The sequence below is a fragment of the Streptomyces sp. NPDC107471 genome (genome assembly GCF_055582845.1).
The window spans coordinates 150,318-167,429 of sequence record NZ_JBVJPC010000001.1 but is presented as its reverse complement, the minus strand read 5'-3'; the positions used below and the strand labels follow the sequence as shown (position 1 = coordinate 167,429).

Annotated in this window: 17 protein-coding genes; 7 read left to right on the top strand and 10 right to left on the bottom strand. The window is 73.0% G+C overall.

Annotation, left to right across the window (positions count from 1 at the left end; all coding sequences use genetic code 11):
* The first annotated feature begins 101 nt into the window (after positions 1–101).
* The gene (locus ACZ66S_RS00760) at positions 102–935 is read left to right on the top strand and encodes an alpha/beta fold hydrolase (RefSeq protein WP_469898683.1); all 834 of its coding nucleotides are present in this window, start codon (positions 102–104) and stop codon (positions 933–935) included.
* 6 nt (positions 936–941) lie between these two features.
* On the opposite strand, the gene ACZ66S_RS00755 is transcribed toward ACZ66S_RS00760, so the two are convergent.
* Positions 942–1,640, bottom strand: coding sequence for a YoaK family protein (locus ACZ66S_RS00755; protein ID WP_469898681.1), 699 nt, complete (start codon positions 1,638–1,640; stop codon positions 942–944).
* A gap of 103 nt (positions 1,641–1,743) precedes the next feature.
* Between ACZ66S_RS00755 and ACZ66S_RS00750 the strand changes: the two genes are divergently transcribed.
* Positions 1,744–2,994, top strand: coding sequence for an alpha/beta hydrolase (locus tag ACZ66S_RS00750; RefSeq protein ID WP_469898680.1), 1,251 nt, complete (start codon positions 1,744–1,746; stop codon positions 2,992–2,994).
* Positions 2,995–3,015: 21 nt separating this feature from the next.
* On the opposite strand, the gene ACZ66S_RS00745 is transcribed toward ACZ66S_RS00750, so the two are convergent.
* The 7 genes from ACZ66S_RS00745 to ACZ66S_RS00715 all read right to left on the bottom strand — a co-directional run bounded on the left by ACZ66S_RS00745 (position 3,016) and on the right by ACZ66S_RS00715 (position 10,634).
* The gene (locus tag ACZ66S_RS00745) at positions 3,016–3,435 is read right to left on the bottom strand and encodes an aggregation-promoting factor C-terminal-like domain-containing protein (RefSeq protein WP_469898679.1); all 420 of its coding nucleotides are present in this window, start codon (positions 3,433–3,435) and stop codon (positions 3,016–3,018) included.
* Between the two features lie 285 nt (positions 3,436–3,720).
* A complete protein-coding gene (locus ACZ66S_RS00740) occupies positions 3,721–4,626 on the bottom strand; it encodes an ECF transporter S component (RefSeq protein WP_469898678.1) in 906 nt (301 codons plus the stop codon).
* Positions 4,623–6,332 carry an ABC transporter ATP-binding protein gene (locus ACZ66S_RS00735; RefSeq protein ID WP_469898676.1) on the bottom strand — a complete coding sequence of 570 codons (1,710 nt, stop codon included), beginning with the start codon at positions 6,330–6,332 and terminating at the stop codon, positions 4,623–4,625. Before ACZ66S_RS00735 ends, ACZ66S_RS00740 begins: the two co-directional genes overlap by 4 nt.
* Positions 6,329–7,420 carry an energy-coupling factor transporter transmembrane component T gene (locus ACZ66S_RS00730; RefSeq protein ID WP_469898674.1) on the bottom strand — a complete coding sequence of 364 codons (1,092 nt, stop codon included), beginning with the start codon at positions 7,418–7,420 and terminating at the stop codon, positions 6,329–6,331. Before ACZ66S_RS00730 ends, ACZ66S_RS00735 begins: the two co-directional genes overlap by 4 nt.
* The gene (locus ACZ66S_RS00725; RefSeq protein WP_469898672.1) at positions 7,410–8,069 is read right to left on the bottom strand and encodes an SCO2322 family protein; all 660 of its coding nucleotides are present in this window, start codon (positions 8,067–8,069) and stop codon (positions 7,410–7,412) included. The genes ACZ66S_RS00730 and ACZ66S_RS00725 overlap by 11 nt, the downstream gene beginning before the upstream one ends.
* Positions 8,066–9,277, bottom strand: coding sequence for a prenyltransferase/squalene oxidase repeat-containing protein (locus tag ACZ66S_RS00720; RefSeq protein WP_469898671.1), 1,212 nt, complete (start codon positions 9,275–9,277; stop codon positions 8,066–8,068). Before ACZ66S_RS00720 ends, ACZ66S_RS00725 begins: the two co-directional genes overlap by 4 nt.
* A gap of 331 nt (positions 9,278–9,608) precedes the next feature.
* Positions 9,609–10,634, bottom strand: a complete 1,026-nt coding sequence (locus tag ACZ66S_RS00715) for an MBL fold metallo-hydrolase (protein WP_469898669.1) — start codon at positions 10,632–10,634, stop codon at positions 9,609–9,611.
* Positions 10,635–10,802: 168 nt separating this feature from the next.
* Here ACZ66S_RS00715 and ACZ66S_RS00710 point away from each other — a divergent pair, with 168 nt between their 5' ends.
* The gene (locus ACZ66S_RS00710) at positions 10,803–12,260 is read left to right on the top strand and encodes an aldehyde dehydrogenase (RefSeq protein ID WP_469898667.1); all 1,458 of its coding nucleotides are present in this window, start codon (positions 10,803–10,805) and stop codon (positions 12,258–12,260) included.
* A 6-nt stretch (positions 12,261–12,266) separates the two neighbouring features.
* A complete protein-coding gene (locus tag ACZ66S_RS00705; RefSeq protein WP_469898666.1) occupies positions 12,267–12,500 on the top strand; it encodes a ferredoxin in 234 nt (77 codons plus the stop codon).
* A 65-nt stretch (positions 12,501–12,565) separates the two neighbouring features.
* Here the strand turns inward: ACZ66S_RS00705 and ACZ66S_RS00700 are convergent, their stop codons facing one another.
* On the bottom strand, positions 12,566–13,246 hold the full coding sequence (locus ACZ66S_RS00700; protein ID WP_469898664.1) for a TetR family transcriptional regulator: 681 nt from the start codon (positions 13,244–13,246) through the stop codon (positions 12,566–12,568).
* Between the two features lie 182 nt (positions 13,247–13,428).
* Here ACZ66S_RS00700 and ACZ66S_RS00695 point away from each other — a divergent pair, with 182 nt between their 5' ends.
* From ACZ66S_RS00695 to ACZ66S_RS00685, 3 genes are read left to right on the top strand one after another with little or no spacing between them, the layout of a single operon-like run.
* The gene (locus ACZ66S_RS00695; RefSeq protein WP_469898663.1) at positions 13,429–14,898 is read left to right on the top strand and encodes a glycosyltransferase family 4 protein; all 1,470 of its coding nucleotides are present in this window, start codon (positions 13,429–13,431) and stop codon (positions 14,896–14,898) included.
* The gene (locus tag ACZ66S_RS00690) at positions 14,892–15,635 is read left to right on the top strand and encodes a class I SAM-dependent methyltransferase (protein WP_469898662.1); all 744 of its coding nucleotides are present in this window, start codon (positions 14,892–14,894) and stop codon (positions 15,633–15,635) included. Before ACZ66S_RS00695 ends, ACZ66S_RS00690 begins: the two co-directional genes overlap by 7 nt.
* On the top strand, positions 15,632–16,702 hold the full coding sequence (locus ACZ66S_RS00685) for a prenyltransferase/squalene oxidase repeat-containing protein (RefSeq protein ID WP_469898661.1): 1,071 nt from the start codon (positions 15,632–15,634) through the stop codon (positions 16,700–16,702). The genes ACZ66S_RS00690 and ACZ66S_RS00685 overlap by 4 nt, the downstream gene beginning before the upstream one ends.
* 106 nt (positions 16,703–16,808) lie before the next feature.
* Here the strand turns inward: ACZ66S_RS00685 and ACZ66S_RS00680 are convergent, their stop codons facing one another.
* Positions 16,809–17,102, bottom strand: coding sequence for a hypothetical protein (locus ACZ66S_RS00680; protein WP_028807437.1), 294 nt, complete (start codon positions 17,100–17,102; stop codon positions 16,809–16,811).
* Positions 17,103–17,112 lie beyond the last annotated feature (10 nt).

Below are 17,112 nucleotides of genomic sequence, written 5' to 3'. Positions count from 1 at the left end.
ACGGCAATTAGAACAAGCGCCGCTACTTCCGCCGGTACTTCTGCCTGGTGATCACCGCCCGCACCTGATGGGCTGGAGTCTCCCTACGAGGAGGACCAGACATGCCGTACATCACCGTTGGCGAAGAGAACAGCGCGCCGATCGAGCTCTACTACGAGGACCACGGCACCGGACAGCCCGTCGTGCTGATCCACGGCTACCCGCTCGACGGCCACTCCTGGGAGAAGCAGCTCCCCGCGCTGCTGGAGGCCGGCCACCGGGTCATCACCTACGACCGCCGCGGCTTCGGCCGCTCCTCGCAGCCCACCACCGGCTACGACTACGACACCTTCGCCGCCGACCTCGACAAGGTGCTCACCAGCCTCGACCTCACGGACGCCGTCCTGGTCGGCTTCTCGATGGGCACCGGCGAGGTGGGCCGCTACCTGGGCACCTACGGCTCGGGCCGGGTCGCGAAGGCCGCCTTCCTGGCCTCGCTGGAGCCGTTCCTGCTGAAGACCGACGACAACCCCACGGGCGTGGACCAGTCGGTGTTCGACGGCATCCTGGACGCCGTCACCAAGGACCGGTACGCCTACTTCGACGCCTTCTACCAGGACTTCTACAACCTGGACGAGACGCTCGGCAGCCGGATCAGCGAAGCGGCCGTCCGGGGCAGTTGGAACGTGGCGGCGGGTGCCTCGGCGCACGCGTCGGTGGCCTGCGTGCCCACCTGGCTCACCGACTTCCGCGCCGACGTGGCGAAGATCGACGTACCGGCGCTGATCCTGCACGGCACCGGTGACCGCATCCTGCCGATCGACTCGACCGGGCGGCCCTTCCACGCGCTGCTGCCCGCCGCCGAGTACGTCGAGATCGAGGGCGCGCCGCACGGCCTGCTGTGGACCCACGCGGAGGAGGTCACCTCGGCGCTGCTGGCCTTCCTCGCCAAGTAGGGAGGGCTACTCCCGCCCCGACGCGACCAACGCCAGCACGGCCACCAGGCCGGCCGCGATGGCCAGCGGAAGGGCCAGGCCGTGGTGGAGGACCAGCCACGCGCCCACCCCGGCCCCGGCCACCATCGCGACCACGGACGCCGTACGGCGGGGGGAGCGGGTGCCGGGGCCGCCGCCGGCCCGGGAGTCGGCGGCGAGACCGGTCAACGTCATGGTCAGCACGGTCGTCGTCAGGTCAGGGACGCCGAGCTTGCGGACCGTGGCGTTGCGCAGCCCCATCGCGAACGCCGTGACGGCGATGAGGGTGTAGACGGTGGCCGTGGCGCCGGGCGCGGCGAAGGCGACCACGGCCGACACCCCGAGGAGCACCGCCTCGGCGGCGAGGGTGAGCCGGGTCCAGGTGCGGCGGGAGCCCGAGCCGAGCCGTACGGCGACCCGGCCGCCCGCCGCCGCGCCCACCACGAACGACCCCAGCGAGGTCAGCGTGTGGGCCACCGAGAAGCCGGGCGCCCCGGCCGCGGCGAACCCGAGCACGACCACGTTTCCGGTCATGTTCGCGGTGAAGACGTGTTCGAGGCCGAGATAGCTGACGGCGTCGATCAGCCCGCTGACCACCGTCAGTCCCAGCAGGACGGCCACCAGGCGCAGCCCGCGCGCCTCGGGATCGCCGGCCGCTGTCGTGTCGGTGCCGCTTCGTTCGCTCATCGGGTCTCCGGACGGCCGGACGGTCGGGGTGCACCCAAGTCCACCACGGATGCGGGGGACTCTCGGATGTCGGGGTGACCTGCGCGTCCCTAGCGTCGAGGACATGAGTGACGAGACGCGCACATCCCAAGTGACACGGGCGGGTCGGCGCACGCGGAGGGGACTCGCCGCGGCGGCGGCCCTGCTGCTCGTCGGACTCGCCGACGCCCCCGTGGCGGCGGCCGGCGCCGAGCACACCCCTGCGACGCGGCGCGGTGACCTGGTCGCGGTCACGCCGGTCGCCGTCCGGGACGCCGGGCAGGTCAGGTCGTTCCTGGCCGGGCGGGACGTCGACACGGGCGTGGTGCGGCACGGTGTCCGGGCGTACCGCCTGACCTACCGGACCGTCGACCCGTACGGCGAGCCCACCACCGCGACCGGGCTGCTGACGCTGCCCCGGGGCGGCGCCCACCGCCTCGACCTGGTCTCCGACACCCACGGCACGATGGTCGACCGCGACTACGCGCCCTCGGCGAGCGAGGACTTCGGGCGGGTGCCGTCGTACGTCCACGCCTCCGCGGGCCGCGCGGTCGCCGCCCCCGACTACCTCGGTCTCGGCACGGGTCCGGGCCCGCATCCGTACATGGACACCGCCTCGTCCGTGACCGCCTCCGTCGACATGCTGCGGGCCGCGCGGACGGCCGCGGAACGGCTCGGGCGCCCGCTGACCGGTGCGGTGTACGCGACGGGCTTCTCGCAGGGCGGCCAGGCCGCCATGGCGCTCGGCAAGGCCCTGGCGGCAGGCGCCGACCGGCACTTCCGGCTGACGGCACTCGCGCCGGTCAGCGGCCCGTACGACCTGGAGGGCACGGAGATGCCCGCGCTCTTCGACGGCCGGGTCAACGACACCAGCGGGGTCCTCTACATCTCCTACTGGCTGGTCGCCCAGAACCGTCTGCACCCCCTCTACAAGGACCCCTCCGACGCCTTCCGCGCGCCCTACGCGCACCGGGTCGAGAGCCTGCTCGACGGGAGCCACGAGCAGGAGGACGTCGTCAGGGGACTCGCACCCTCGGTGGAACGGCTGCTCACCCCCGCCTTCCGCGAGCGGCTGCGGCACCCGTCCGGCGCCGTGCTGGAGGCGATGCGGGCCGCCGACCACACCTGCGACTGGAAGCCGGAGGTGCCGGTGCGGCTGTACGCGGCGGCCGGCGACACCGACGTGCCGCTCGCCAACACCCGGACATGCGCCCGCACCCTCGCAGGTCAGGGAGCGAGGGTGCGGGTGGTCGATCAGGGGGCCGTGGACCACTTCGGGTCGGTGCTGGTGTCGGCCCCGCAGGTGGCGCGGTTCTTCGACGGCGTACGGCGGTGAGGCGCGCGGGGGTTCGGCGGCTCAGTACCAGCCGTTGGCCTGCCAGAAGGCCCAGGCGCCGGTCGGGCTGCCGTAGCGGGAGTTCATGTAGTCCAGACCCCACTTGATCTGGGTCTTGGCGTTGGTCTTCCAGTCGGAACCGGCGGAGGCCATCTTGGAGCCGGGCAGGGCCTGGACCAGGCCGTAGGCGCCGGAGGAGGAGTTCGTGGCGTCGACGTCCCAACCGCTCTCGTGCTCGACGATCTTGCTGAACGCGGCGTACTGCGCGGCGTTCGGGATCATCTTGTGCGCGATGGCCTTGGCGGAGGTGGACGAGGTGGTGGTCGCCGCCTGGGCCGGCGCCGCGGTCAGGACCAGGCCGGCGGTGGCGGCGGCCATCGCGGCGGTGGTGATGGCCTTCTTCGGGGAAGCGATGCGGCGGGCGAAGCGGGAGACGGACACGGGGAACCTTTTCTTCGGGGACGGTGGTGTCGCTCGCGGTCCCGGGGGACATGCGTCGGCGCCGAGGCCCGTGGGCTTGTCGGCGCCGTGCGACGTCGTCCAGAGAAACAGGCTCGGAAGACGTCCGCAATGACCCCTTTTACTAGTTGTGTCCGCATCGCCGGGAATGGCGGTCCGTGTGACCCGGCTCTCAAAGCCCAGGTCAGCGGGTGTGTGCGATGGGCGTTATGTCTGAAATGTTCCTACTGTTCCCGTTAGTAGGTGAGCTGGGTCATGTGGGGCGCTTCACCGTTCGGGCGCCTCGAATGTGACCTGGGCCTCGAAGGCCGCACGCCGGGTCGCCCGGCGCAGCCCCCTGAGGAGCGCCGGTCCGAGGGTGAGCGTGAGCACGACGGTGACCAGGGCCCGGCCGAGGTCCCAGCCGACCGACGTGGCCAGGCAGTACGCGACGAAACGGGCCAGGTTGGCCGGCACTCCGGCCTGCGGGTCGAAGGCGATGTCCGAGGCGAGGGCGCCCAGGAAGGGCCAGCCGGCCATGTTCATGGCCGTGCCGTAGGCGAAGGCGGCGACGAACCCGTAGCCGGCCAGCAGCCTGACCTCGGTACGGCCCCCCGCGCGGGCGGGCACCGGCAGCAGGCCCGCGCCCATCGTGAACCAGCCCATCGCCAGCATCTGGAACGGCATCCACGGCCCCACCCCGCCGGTGAGCAGGGCGGACGCGAACATCGTGACGTTGCCGAGCGCGAAGCCGAAACCGGGGCCGAGGACCCGGCCGCTGAGCACCATCAGGAAGAACATCGGCTCGATCCCGGCCGTACCGGCACCGATCGGCCTGAGCGCGGCGCCGGTCGCGGCGAGCACGCCGAGCATCGCCACGGCCTTGGGGCCCAGCCCCGACTCCGCGAGCGCCGCGGCGACCACAGCGACCAGGAGGACGAGCAGTCCGGCGAAGAGCCACGGCGCGTCCTGGGCGTGGGTGCCGACCTGGGAGGTGGGCGGGGCGAGGAAGGGCCAGCCGAAGGCGACCACACCCACGGCGCTGACCAGGGCGAGGGTGAGGACGGAACGGGGGCCGAGACGGACGGCCCGGGTCCGGACGGGACTCGGGGGCGTGACGGGGGTCCCGTCCGGTGTGCCGATGGCCCGCTCCGGTGTGCCGGGGTCCTGCTTCACGACGGGGTCCGGGGTCATGACAGGGCCTTCCGCACCTCGGCGACCGTGAGCCACCGCTGCGGGGCCAGGATCTTGCTGACCTGCGGGGCGAAAGAGGGCGAGGACGTGATGACCTCGGTCGCCGGTCCGTCGGCGATCACCTCGCCCTCGGCCAGCAGGACCACCCGGTGGGCGAGCTCGGCGGCGAGCTCCACGTCATGGGTGGCCAGCACGATCGCATGGCCGGCGGCGGCGAGTTCCCGCAGCAGGCGCACGAGGCGGGCCTTCGCCGCGTAGTCGAGGCCGCGGGTCGGCTCGTCGAGGAGCAGCAGGGGCGGACGGGCGGTCAGGACCACGGCCAGGGCGAGGGCGAGCCGCTGGCCTTCGGAGAGGTCGCGCGGGTGGGTGTCGTCCCGCACGCCGGGGAGCAGTTCGGTGACGAGGGCGTGGCAGGTGCCGGGTGGTGCGTCGGCGTCGGTGTCGGCGGCCCGGCATTCGGCCGCGACCGTGTCGGCGTACAGGAGGTCCCGGGGCTCCTGCGGGACGAGGCCCACGCGGCGGACGAGGTCGCGGGGGGCGGTGCGGTGCGGCGGGGCGCCGCCTACCCGGACCGTTCCGGCGGACGGTTCGACGAGGCCGACCAGGGTGTTGAGGAGGGTCGACTTCCCGGCGCCGTTGCGGCCCATGAGAGCGATGGTCTCGCCGGGGGTGATGGTGAGGTCGAGGTGGCGCAGGGCCTGGACATGGGCCCGGCGGACGGAGAGGGCGCTCACGTCGGCGAGGCGGGCGGCGGGTGCGGGTGCGGTGGGTCCCGAGCGGAACGCCCGCCAGCGGCGGGACGTGCCTTCGTTCCGACCCGCCCCACCGGGTGGCCTCTGTGGGGCGGTCCCGCCCTCGGCGGCCTCGGGCGCGTTGTCCGTCGTCATACGTCCGGCCAGTCGCGCCCTGAGGTCTCCCGCCCGGCGCCGCGCGTCCCGCACCGTCAGCGGGAGGGGGTCCCAGCCCGCCAGCCGGCCCAGGTCCACCACCGGGGGGTACACCGGGGACACGGCCATCGTCTCGGCCGGGGGGCCCACCCGCAGACGTGCGCCCGGGGCCGACAGGAGGGCCACCTGGTCGGCGTACTGGATGACGCGTTCCAGGCGGTGTTCGGCCATGAGGACCGTGGTGCCCAGGTCGTGGACCAGGCGCTGGAGGACGGCCAGGACCTCCTCGGCCGCCGCGGGGTCCAGGGCCGAGGTCGGTTCGTCCAGGACCAGCACCCGGGGGTGCGGGGTGAGGACCGAGCCGATCGCCACCCGCTGCTGCTGGCCGCCGGAGAGGGTGGCCAGTGGCCGGTCGCGCAGGGGCGCCAGGCCCAGCAGGTCCAGGGTCTCCTCCACCCGGCGCCGCATCACCGCGGGGGGCAGGCCCAACGACTCCATGCCGTAGGCGAGTTCGTCCTCCACGGAGTCCGTCACGAAGTGGGACAGCGGGTCCTGGCCCACCGTGCCGACTACGTCGGCCAGTTCGCGCGGCTTGTGGGTGCGGGTGTCGCGGCCGGCGACGGTGACCCGGCCGCGCAGGGTGCCGCCGGTGAAGTGCGGGACGAGCCCGCTGACCGCGCCGAGGACCGTGGACTTGCCGACCCCCGACGGGCCGACCAGCAGCACGAGTTCACCCTCGGGCACCTCCAGGTCGACGCCCCGGACGGTGGGTTCGGACGCGCCGTCGTACGTCACGGAGACGTTCTCGAAGCGGATCACGGCGACGGCTCCTTGGGGGCGGGGGCGAGGAAGGCCGGCAGCAGGCCCAGCAGGACCGCCGCGGCCGGCCCGAGCGGGAGGGCGGGGGCGACGAGCGGCACCACCCCGGGGTGCAGGGCGGCCGGATCGGTGGCGCTCGCCAGGAACATGACCGCCGCCACGGCCGCACCGGAACCGGCGACCAGCAGGGACCGGGCGGTCCAGCGGTCCGGCCGGTAACGGGTGCGCGGGGTGCGGCGGCCGCCCAGACGCAGACCCGCGAGCGCGGCGACGAGACCGGCGAGGAGCACCGGGACGCCGTACGTGCCGCCCTCGGCGGTGAGCAGTCCGTACGTTCCCGCGCACACCCCGAGCAGCCCGCCGAGGGTGAGCGCGGTGGTCGTACGGCGGACCGCGGGCGGGACCTCCGCCGTACGGCCGTAGCCGCGGGCGTCCATCGCCGCGGCGAGGGCGACCGACCGCTCCAACGCGCCCTCCAGGACCGGGAGTCCGACCTGGAGGAGGCCGTGCAGACCGGAGTCCGGGCGCCCGCGGAGCCGGCGGGCGGCGCGCAGCCGCTGGACGTCGGCGATGAGGTGCGGGGCGAAGGTCAGGGCCACCACCACGGCGACACCGAGTTCGTAGAGGGCGCCGGGCAGGGACTTGAGGAGCCGGTGCGGGTTGGCGAGGGCGTTCGCCGCGCCGACGCAGACCAGGAGGGTGGCCAGTTTGAGGCCGTCGTACAGGGCGAAGACCAGGGACTCCGCGGTGACCCGCCCGCCCAGGCGGATGCCCTGGGCCCAGTCGGGGAGGGGCAGTTCGGGGAGAGCGACGAGCACATGGGTGCCCGGGACGGGGGAGCCCAGCACGATCGCGAAGAGGAGCCGGATCAGCAGGACGGCGAGGGCGAGCTTGAGGAACGCGGAGTACGAGTGGGACCATGGGGTGGCGCGCCGGCAGGTCGCCACCACGTAGGCGGAGACGACGACGAGGAGGGCGAGCAGGAGCGGGTTGGTGGTGCGGGTGGCCGCGATCCCCAGGGAGAGGGACCACAGCCACCAGGCGCCGGGGTGCAGGGGCGCGGGCGGGACGGGTGAGCTACGGGGCATTCCTGCGCCGCCTCGTCTGCCACACCGCCGCCGCTCCCAGTGCGGCGATCGCCGCCAGGCCCGCGACCAGGCCCACGGACGGGCCCCCGTCCGACGGGTCCGCCCTGCCTTCCGGCTGCTTCCCCGTCTGCGTCGCCTCCTTCTGCCCCCGCTCCTTCGTCGGCTCGCCGCAGCCCTTCTCCGGGTAGGCCGCGATCGCGCACAGCAGCGCGTTGGTGTCGTAGCGGAGCGGCTCGGCCACCGCCGCCAGGGCTTCCGCCGTCGTCGCGTAGCGGGGGACGACCGCGCACTCGGTGCGGCTCGCCGGGGGCCGCTCGCCGGACGGGGCGTCCGCGGCCGTACCGAAGTCGATGACCAGCGCCACGCGCTTGCGGCCCGCCCGCCCGGGGGTGTCCGCGCAGATCTCCGTGAACGACGCCGTCCCGCGGGGCCGGTCCGCGTCCGCCGAGTCCTCGCTCACGGCGAAGCGGAAGCCCTGGACGTCACCGTCGGAGGGGACCGCGGTCGAGGGGCCCTGGGTGGCGTAGGTCCAGGTCGTCCCGGTGCGGTCCCAGAAGGACCAGTAGCGGTAGCCGGTGGCGTGGGCCGGGCTCGCGGTGGCGAGGAGGAGGCCGGTCAGGAGGGACAGGAGGACCGCCCGGCGGGTCACGGCTGCTTCCTCTTGTTGCGGCTGCTGATCAGGAAGCCGATGCCGGCCCCGGCGGCGAGACCCACGCCGACCATCCACCACACGGAGGGGCCGGAGTCGTCCTGCGACTCGGCGGCCGGTGCCGCCGTCGACGTCGCCTTCGGCGTCGGTCCCGCCGCGGTCAGCCGCTCGACCAGGTCCGTGCCGCCGAAGTCGCGCGGGTCGGCGCCGCCCGTCCTCGCGGCCAGGATGAGCTGGGCGTAGGCCGCCGGGCCGCTCTGCTCGGCCCACTTGGCGGAGTTCTCCTCCAGCCAGCGCAGCGGGCCCGCGGCCGCGGCCGTCCCGCCCTGTGCGGCCAGGGCCACGACCGCGTCGGCCGTGTTGCCGTAGTCGGGCTGGTGCTCGGAGCCGGGGAGGGCGGAGGTCAGGTGGCCGTCCTTCGCGACCGCCTTCGCCAGGTACGCCGCGCCGTTGGCCGCGGCCTGCTGTGCGGTGGGTGTCGAGGCGTCGGCGCAGCCGGCCTTCTTCGCCTCGCCGGCCCGCACGGTGGGCATGCCCGTGCCCAGCGCGCCGACGACGGCCGCCGCGGTCGCGTCCGCGTTGGCCGTGAGCTTGCCCTTCTTGTCCGGCTGGTAGGCGAACGCGCCCCCGTCGGCGCACGGCAGGGCCAGCTTCAGCAGGGCCTCGTAGGGCGACTTGCCGTTCTTGGCGACCTGCGCGACGGAGGTGCCGGAGGCGTCGAGCGCGCCGATCACCACGGACGTCGAGTTGGCGTCGCTGGCCCCGCCGGGGGTGTAGCCCCAGCCGCCGTCCTTGTTCTGCACGGACTTCAGCCAGGTCACCGCCTTGCCGACCGCGCTGTCGTGCCCGCCGGACGCTGACAGGGCCTGGACGGCGGCGGCCGTGCTGTTGGTGTCGACCGTGACCTTGGCGTCGCAGGCCTTGGCCGGGTCGGCGCGGTAGGCCGGGAACGCGCCGTTCGCGCACTGCTGACCGGCCAGCCAGCCGACGGCCGCGGCGGCGGGCGCCACGTCCACCCGGTGCAGGGCGATCAGGGCGAGCGACTGCCGCCAGACCCCGTCGTACGTGGGGTCCGTGCTGCCGTACAGCCCGGACGGGGACGAGGGGGACGAGGGGGACGACGGGGACGGCGAGGCGGCTGCGGCGGGCGTGGCCGTGCCGATCACGACGGTGGCGGCCAGGACGGCGGCGCTGCGGCGGACGTTCATGATCGGCGGTTGCCCTTCTCCCTGCGGGGAGCCGGGCAGCACGGGAGGACCCCCGGGCGGCTCGGCTCCGTGTGGTGCGACGGTGCCGCACACCGGCCGGTTGCCGATGCACGCGAGCCGGTCACGACCGTGCGGGGCGGTCCGGCTCACCGCCGGCGGGGCGGTTCACGCCGGGGGCCCCGCCGGGCCCCTGAGGCACCGGCGGTGGGTCGGCGCCGGAATTGCACCGGCTTTCCCCCGTACGGGTGTGACGACGACCGGGCCACTCTACTCGCCCGTAGGAAGGCGGCTGAGAGCCGCCTGTGCGGTCGCGGCGGGCGTCCGCGCGAGGTCAGACGGCCACGTACGTCACGGGGTCGCTCCCCGTCACCGCCTCCGCCCGCCCCAGCTTCACCAGCCGCCGCAGATGCGCCTCGGCCTCCGAGACCGCGATGTTCCTCGACCCGTACGGGATCTGCTCCCAGGGCCGGTTCCACTCCATGCGCTCGGCGAGCTGCCAGGGGGTGAGCGGCTCGGCGAGCAGGGAGCGCAGGTCGGTGAGGCGTTCCTCGTGATGGGCGAGCAACTCCCGCACCCGGGCGCCCGCGTCGGAGAAGACGTGCTGGTGGGCGGGGAGGACCTCGGCGGGGGCGAGGCGGCCGATCCGCTCCAGGGAGTCGAGGTAGTCGCCGAGGGGGTCGGCCACGGTGGCGTCGTCGGGGTCCTCGTACAGGCCGATGTGCGGGGTGATCTCGGGCAGCAGGTGGTCGCCGGAGAACAGCCGGCCGTGGCCCGGGAGCCGGGCCGGGTGCTCCTCCTCCAGGTGCAGGCACACATGACCCGGTGTGTGTCCGGGCGTCCAGATCGCCCGGAGCCTGCGGCCGGGCAGGTCGAGGAGTTCCCCGGGGACGATCTCGCGGTCGGGCAACGCGGGGGAGAAGCCGGGGAGTTCGCGGCGCCGGGCGGTGCGCAGGGGGGCCACGTGCTCCTCGGGGGCGCCCGCGGCCTCCAGCTTGGCCGTCATGTAGGTGAACCATCGCTCGGCCCGGGTCTCCCGTGTGCGCCGCACGATCGCGGAGTCCGCCGCGTGCATCGCGATCCAGGCACCGGAGGCGTCGCGCACCTGCCCGGAGAGGCCGTGGTGGTCGGGGTGGTGGTGGGTGACGACGATCCCGTGGACCTCGCCGACGTCGGTCCCGCACGCGGTCAGCCCCGCGGCGAGGGTGTCCCAGGAGGCCGGGTCGTCCCAGCCGGTGTCGATCAGGACGGGACCGCGGTCGGTGTCGACGACGTACACGAGCGTGTGGCCGAGGGGGTTGTCGGGGATGGGCACCCGCACGGACCGGACGCCGCCACCATGGTCGTGCATCTGCGCCATGAGTTCCCCAATCACCGCGTTCGGGCCACTATAACTAGAACGGGTTTCGACGGTAGCCCGAGGTCACCAATGCGTGCGGCGTACGGCCCGTGGACTCCTCCGAGGGGAACTGGTATCAGTTCCGTATCTGATGGTTCGTCAGTAAGCCGCCGCAGGGAGGCGTTCGCCATGACCGAGCTCGTGGAACACGGACAGCTATTCATCGGCGGGGAGTTGACCGACCCCCTGGGCGAGGACGTCATCGAGGTGATCTCCCCGCACACCCAGGAGGTCATCGGCCGGGTGCCGCACGCCTCGCGCGCGGACGTGGACGCGGCCGTCGCCGCCGCGCGCACCGCCTTCGACGAGGGGCCCTGGCCGCGGATGACGCTCGACGAGCGCATCGAGGTCGTCACCAGGATCAAGGACGCCATCGCGGTACGGCACGAGGAGATCGCCCGCGTGATCTCCTCCGAGAACGGCTCGCCGTACTCCTGGAGCGTCCTCGCGCAGGCCCTCGGCGCGATGATGGTCTGGGACTCGGCGATCACCGTCGCCCGCAGCTTCACGTACGAGGAGCGGCGCGACGGGGTCCTCGGCCGCATCCTCGTGCGCCGTGAGCCGGTCGGGGTGGTGGCGGCCGTAGTCCCCTGGAACGTCCCGCAGTTCGTCGCCGCCGCCAAGCTCGCGCCCGCCCTGCTCACCGGCTGCACGGTGGTGCTCAAGCCGTCGCCCGAGTCACCGCTGGACGCGTACGTCCTGGCCGAGATCACCCGGGAGGCCGGGCTGCCGGAGGGTGTCCTGTCCATCCTCCCGGCCGACCGCGAGGTCAGCGAGTACCTGGTCGGGCACCCGGGGATCGACAAGGTCTCCTTCACCGGCTCGGTGGGTGCGGGCAAGCGCGTGATGGAGGTCGCGGCCCGCAACCTCACGCGCGTGACACTGGAGTTGGGCGGGAAGTCGGCGGCCGTGGTGCTGCCGGACGCGGACGTCGAGACGGCCGTCGCCGGGATCGTCCCGTCCGCCTGGATGAACAACGGACAGGCCTGTGTGGCCCAGACCCGCATCCTGCTGCCCCGCTCCCGCTACGACGAGTTCGCCGAGGCCCTGGCCGCGGCGGCGAGCGCGCTGGTCGTCGGCGACCCGCTCGACCCGGCGACCCAGGTCGGACCCCTGGTCGCCGAACGCCAGCAGCGCCGCAACCTCGACTACATCAGGATCGGTCAGGAGGAGGGCGCCAAGATCCTCACCGGCGGTGGCCGTCCGGCCGGTCTGGACCGCGGCTGGTACGTCGAGCCGACGCTCTTCGGGGACGTCGACAACTCGATGCGGATCGCCCGCGAGGAGATCTTCGGCCCGGTGATCTGCCTGCTGCCCTACGGCGACGAGTCCGAGGCCGTGAAGATCGCCAACGACTCGGACTACGGCCTCTCCGGCAGCGTGTGGACGGCCGATGTCGAGCGCGGCATCGAGGTCGCCCGTCAGGTCCGTACCGGCACGTACTCGGTGAACACCTTCAGCCTCGACATGCTCGGCCCCTTCGGCGGCTACAAGAACAGCGGCCTGGGACGGGAGTTCGGGCCCGAGGGCTACGGCGAGTACCTGGAGCACAAGATGATCCACCTGCCGGCGGGCTGGGAGGGATGACGGGCGATGGGGGACCGCTGGCACGTCGAGGTGGACCGCTCCCTGTGCGTGGGCTCGGCGCAGTGCGTGCACACCGCACCCGACGGCTTCCGCCTGGACACCGCCCGCCAGTCCCACCCCGCCGCCCCGGACACCGACGCCAACGAGAAGATCCTGGCGGCGGCGGAGAACTGCCCGGTCGAGGCCATCACGATCGCCCTGCTGGGAAGCGGTGAGCCGGTGTTCCCGCCGGAGGAGTAGCGGGCCGGGGGAGGAGGCGGCCGGAGCCCCGGTCGGCCGGGGTTCCGGCCGGGCCCCGGGCCCGTTCAGGACCTGGGGTCCGTCAGGTCGATCAGGCGGCACACCGTCTCGATGTCGATCTTGACCTGGGCGATGGAGGCGCGGCCCGAGAGCCAGGTGATCAGGGCCGAGTGCCAGGTGTGCTCGATGACGCGGACCGCGGAGAGCTGCTCGGGGGTGGGGTCGGCGAGGCCCATGGCGTCCAGGATGATCAGCGTGGTCTGGTGGGAGACCTGGTCGACCTCCGGGCTCACACTGCGGTCCGCGAAGGTCAGCGCGCGGACCATCGCGTCGGCCAGGTGCGGTTCGCGCTGCAGGGCGCGGAAGGCCCGCATCAGGGTCTCCGCGACCCGCTCGGCCGCCGTCTCCCCCTGCGGGGGCTTCTTGCGGAGCGTGCCGTGCATGTGCTCCAACTGGTCCTGCATGGTGGCCACCAGCAGATGGATCTTGGAGGGGAAGTAGCGGTAGAGGGTGCCGAGCGCCACCTGCGAGGACTCCGCGACCTCCCGCATCTGCACCGCGTCGAACCCGCCACGGCTCGCGAGCTGCGCGCTCGCGTGCAGGATGCGCCGGCGCCGCGCCTCCTGCCGCTCGGTCAGCGGTGGCACGTCGGATCGTGCGGTACTGGCTTCCACTCCGGCCGGCTTGGCCACCTTGTCCACCTTGGGTTCCGTGACAGTCCGTGAGGGCTCGCGATCACACAGCATGGCAGGACGCCGGGCCGCGGCGCGCTCTCGGCGTTCGTGGCGTGAATCACCTGATCCACCGCTCACAGGACCCCTACCTGCCGGTAGATTCGGAGCCTCCTGAACGATCAAGTCTGAAACTTGTTCTAGATTACCGTCTCGTCGTAATCTCGCGGGACAGTGCAGGCAGAAGGGGGCCCAGAGTGACCGCTGAGGCCAGTCAGGCCGGGCCCTCCGAGGACCCGGCCGCAGACGGCGAGCGACCGCTCCGTATCGCGCTCCTCACGTACAAAGGGAACCCGTTCTGCGGCGGCCAGGGCGTCTACGTCCGGCACCTCTCACGCGAACTGGCCCGTCTCGGCCACCGCGTCGAGGTCATCGGCTCCCAGCCGTACCCGGTCCTCGACCCGGGCTACGACGGTCTGAGCCTGACCGAGCTGCCGAGCCTGGACCTCTACCGCTCCCCGGACCCCTTCCGCACCCCTAAACGCGACGAGTTCCGGGACTGGATCGACGCCCTGGAAGTCGCCACCATGTGGACCGGCGGCTTCCCCGAACCGCTCACCTTCTCCCTGCGGGCCCGACGCCATCTCCGGGCCCGCAGCGGCGAGTTCGACGTGATCCACGACAACCAGACCCTCGGCTACGGCCTGTTGGGCGACGTCGGCGCACCGCTGGTGACCACCATCCACCACCCCATCACCGTGGACCGGCAGTTGGAACTGGACGCGGCCGAGGGCCGGCGGCAGCGGATGTCCAAGCGCCGCTGGTACGCCTTCACCCGGATGCAGAAGCGGGTGGCCCGCCGACTGCCCTCCGTGCTCACCGTCTCAGGCACCTCCCGGCAGGAGATCGTCGACCACCTCGGCGTGCGCGACGACCGTATCCACGTGGTCCACATCGGCGCCGACACCGACCTGTTCAAGCCGGATCCGTCCGTACCGGTCGTCCCCGGCCGGATCGTCACCACCTCCAGCGCGGACGTCCCCCTCAAGGGGCTGGTCTTCCTCGTCGAGGCACTGGCGAAGCTGCGCACCGAACACCCCGGGGCGCACGTCGTCGTCGTGGGCAAGCGGCCCACCGAGGGCCCGGTCGCCGCCGCGATCGAGCGCTACGGCCTCGAAGGCGCCGTCGACTTCGTCAAGGGCATCTCGGACGCCGAACTGGTCGACCTGGTCCGCTCGGCGGAGGTCGCCTGCGTGCCGTCGCTGTACGAGGGCTTCTCGCTGCCGGCCGCCGAGGCGATGGCGACCGGGACCCCGCTGGTCGCCACGACGGGCGGCGCGATCCCCGAGGTCGCCGGCCGTGACGGCGAGACGTGCCTCGCGGTGCCGCCGGGCGACCCCGGCGCCCTCGCGGTGGCGCTGGGCCGACTGCTGGGCGACCCGGAGCTGCGCACCCGGCTCGGGGCGGCGGGACGCGCACGCGTCCTCGCCCGCTTCACCTGGGCCCGTGCCGCCGAGGGAACGGTGACCCGCTACCGGGAGGCGATGGCCGACGCCGGGCGCGGGCCCGCGCCCCGCACGGCGGCCCCCGGCCACGGACCCGGCGCGGGAGCCGGACCCGTCGATGCCGGCCCGGACAGCGTCGTGGCCGCCACCTCGAACACCGCTGCCCCGGCAGCCCCCACCAGTGACACCGGTGTCTACCCCGAAAGCAGGGCCACGTGCTGACCGTCGACTTCTCCCGGTTCCCGCTCGCGCCGGGCGACCGCGTCCTGGACCTCGGCTGCGGGGCCGGCCGGCACGCCTTCGAGTGCTACCGGCGCGGCGCGCAGGTCGTGGCCCTGGACCAGAACGCCGAGGAGATCCGCGAGGTCGCCAAGTGGTTCGCGGCGATGAAGGAGGCCGGGGAGGCCCCCGAGGGCGCCACCGCGACGGCCATGGAGGGCGACGCCCTGGCCCTGCCCTTCCCCGACGAGTCCTTCGACGTCGTGATCATCTCGGAGGTGATGGAGCACATCCCCGACGACAAGGGCGTGCTCGCCGAGATGGTCCGGGTACTGAAGCCGGGCGGCCGGATCGCGATCACCGTTCCGCGCTACGGCCCCGAGAAGGTCTGCTGGGCACTGTCCGACGCCTACCACGAGGTCGAGGGCGGCCACATCCGCATCTACAAGGCGGACGAACTCCTCGCGAAGATACGGGAAGCCGGGCTCAAGCCCTACGGCACCCACCACGCCCACGCGCTGCACTCCCCGTACTGGTGGCTGAAGTGCGCGTTCGGTGTCGACAACGACAAGGCGCTGCCGGTGAAGGCGTACCACAAGCTCCTGGTCTGGGACATCATGAAGAAGCCGCTGGCGACGAGGGTCGCCGAGCAGGCCCTGAACCCCCTGATCGGCAAGAGCTTCGTGGCGTACGCGACCAAGCCGCACCTGCCCGCCGTGTCCTCCGTGGACGCGCGGTGACGACTCCGCGTACCGAACACCTGGTCCTGCCGGGGGTGTTGACGGCCGAGCAGGCCACCGCGACCGTCACCGGAATCCTGGCCGTGCAGCGGGAGGACGGGGCGATCCCGTGGTTCCGCGGGCACCACCTCGACCCGTGGGACCACACCGAGGCGGCCATGGCCCTCGACGCGGCCGGCGAGCACGAGGCGGCCGAGCGGGCCTACGAATGGCTCGCACGCCACCAGAACGAGGACGGATCCTGGTACGCCGCGTACCAGGACGGGCACTTCGCCGAGGTCACCGACCACGGGCGCGAGACCAACTTCGTCGCCTACATAGCCGTAGGAGTCTGGCACCACTACCTCTCCACCGGCGACGACACGTTCCTCGACCGGATGTGGCCGACGGTGTACGCGGCGACGGAGTTCGTGCTCGGGCTCCAGCAGCCCGGCGGGCAGATCGGGTGGAAGCGCGAGGACGACGGCAGGCCCGTCACCGACGGACTGCTCACCGGGTCCTCCTCCATCCACCACGCGCTGCGGTGCGCGCTGGCGATCGCCGAACAGCGTGAAGAGGCCCAGCCCGACTGGGAGTTGGCCGTCGGCGCGCTGCGGCACGCGATCCGCCGGCACCCCGAGCGCTTCCTCGACAAGGACCGCTACTCCATGGACTGGTACTACCCGGTCCTCGGTGGGGCGTTGACCGGTGCGGAGGCCAAGTCCCGTATCGAGGAGGGCTGGGAGCGGTTCGTCGTGCCCGGCCTCGGAGTGCGCTGCGTCGTCCCCAACCCGTGGGTGACGGGCGGGGAGTCGGCCGAACTCGCGCTGGCCCTGTGGGTCACGGGCGAGTCCGACCGGGCCCTGGAGATCCTCCAGTCGATCCAGCACCTGCGGGACCCGGACAGCGGGTTGTACTGGACCGGGTACGTGTTCGAGGACCGCGCGGTCTGGCCGCGGGAGCTCACCACGTGGACGGCCGGGTCACTGCTGCTGGCCGTCGCCGCGCTGGGTGGCCACGAGGCCACCTGCGCGGTGTTCGGCGGGGACCGCCTGCCGGTCGGCCTGGACCCGGACTGCTGCGCCTGAGAGCTCGGCCCTGTCGGTCCGTCGGCGGGCGCGGGTCGTCTGCGGCTTGTCGCGCCCCGCGGCGGAGCCGCTGATCGGTACGGCCCCCGCGCCCCTTCAGGTCGCTTCAGTGACGGTGAGCCCTGTTGGCGATGGCATGGCCCACGAAGAGGTAGACCACCGCTGCGAGACCGTAGCCGGCCACTACGCGGGCCCAGGCCTCGTCGAACGTGAACAGGTCGTAGGACCAGCCGGCGAGCCAGCGAGCGGCATCGTGGATGAACTGCACGAAGTCGTTCGCACGGTTGGCGTCCAGCAGGTACATCAGGATCCACAGGCCCAGGATGAGGGCCATGATGTCGGCGACGACCGCTATGACCGTCCCGGCTGAGTTGGCACCACGGCGCGTATGAGTGGACATGTTGTTCGAA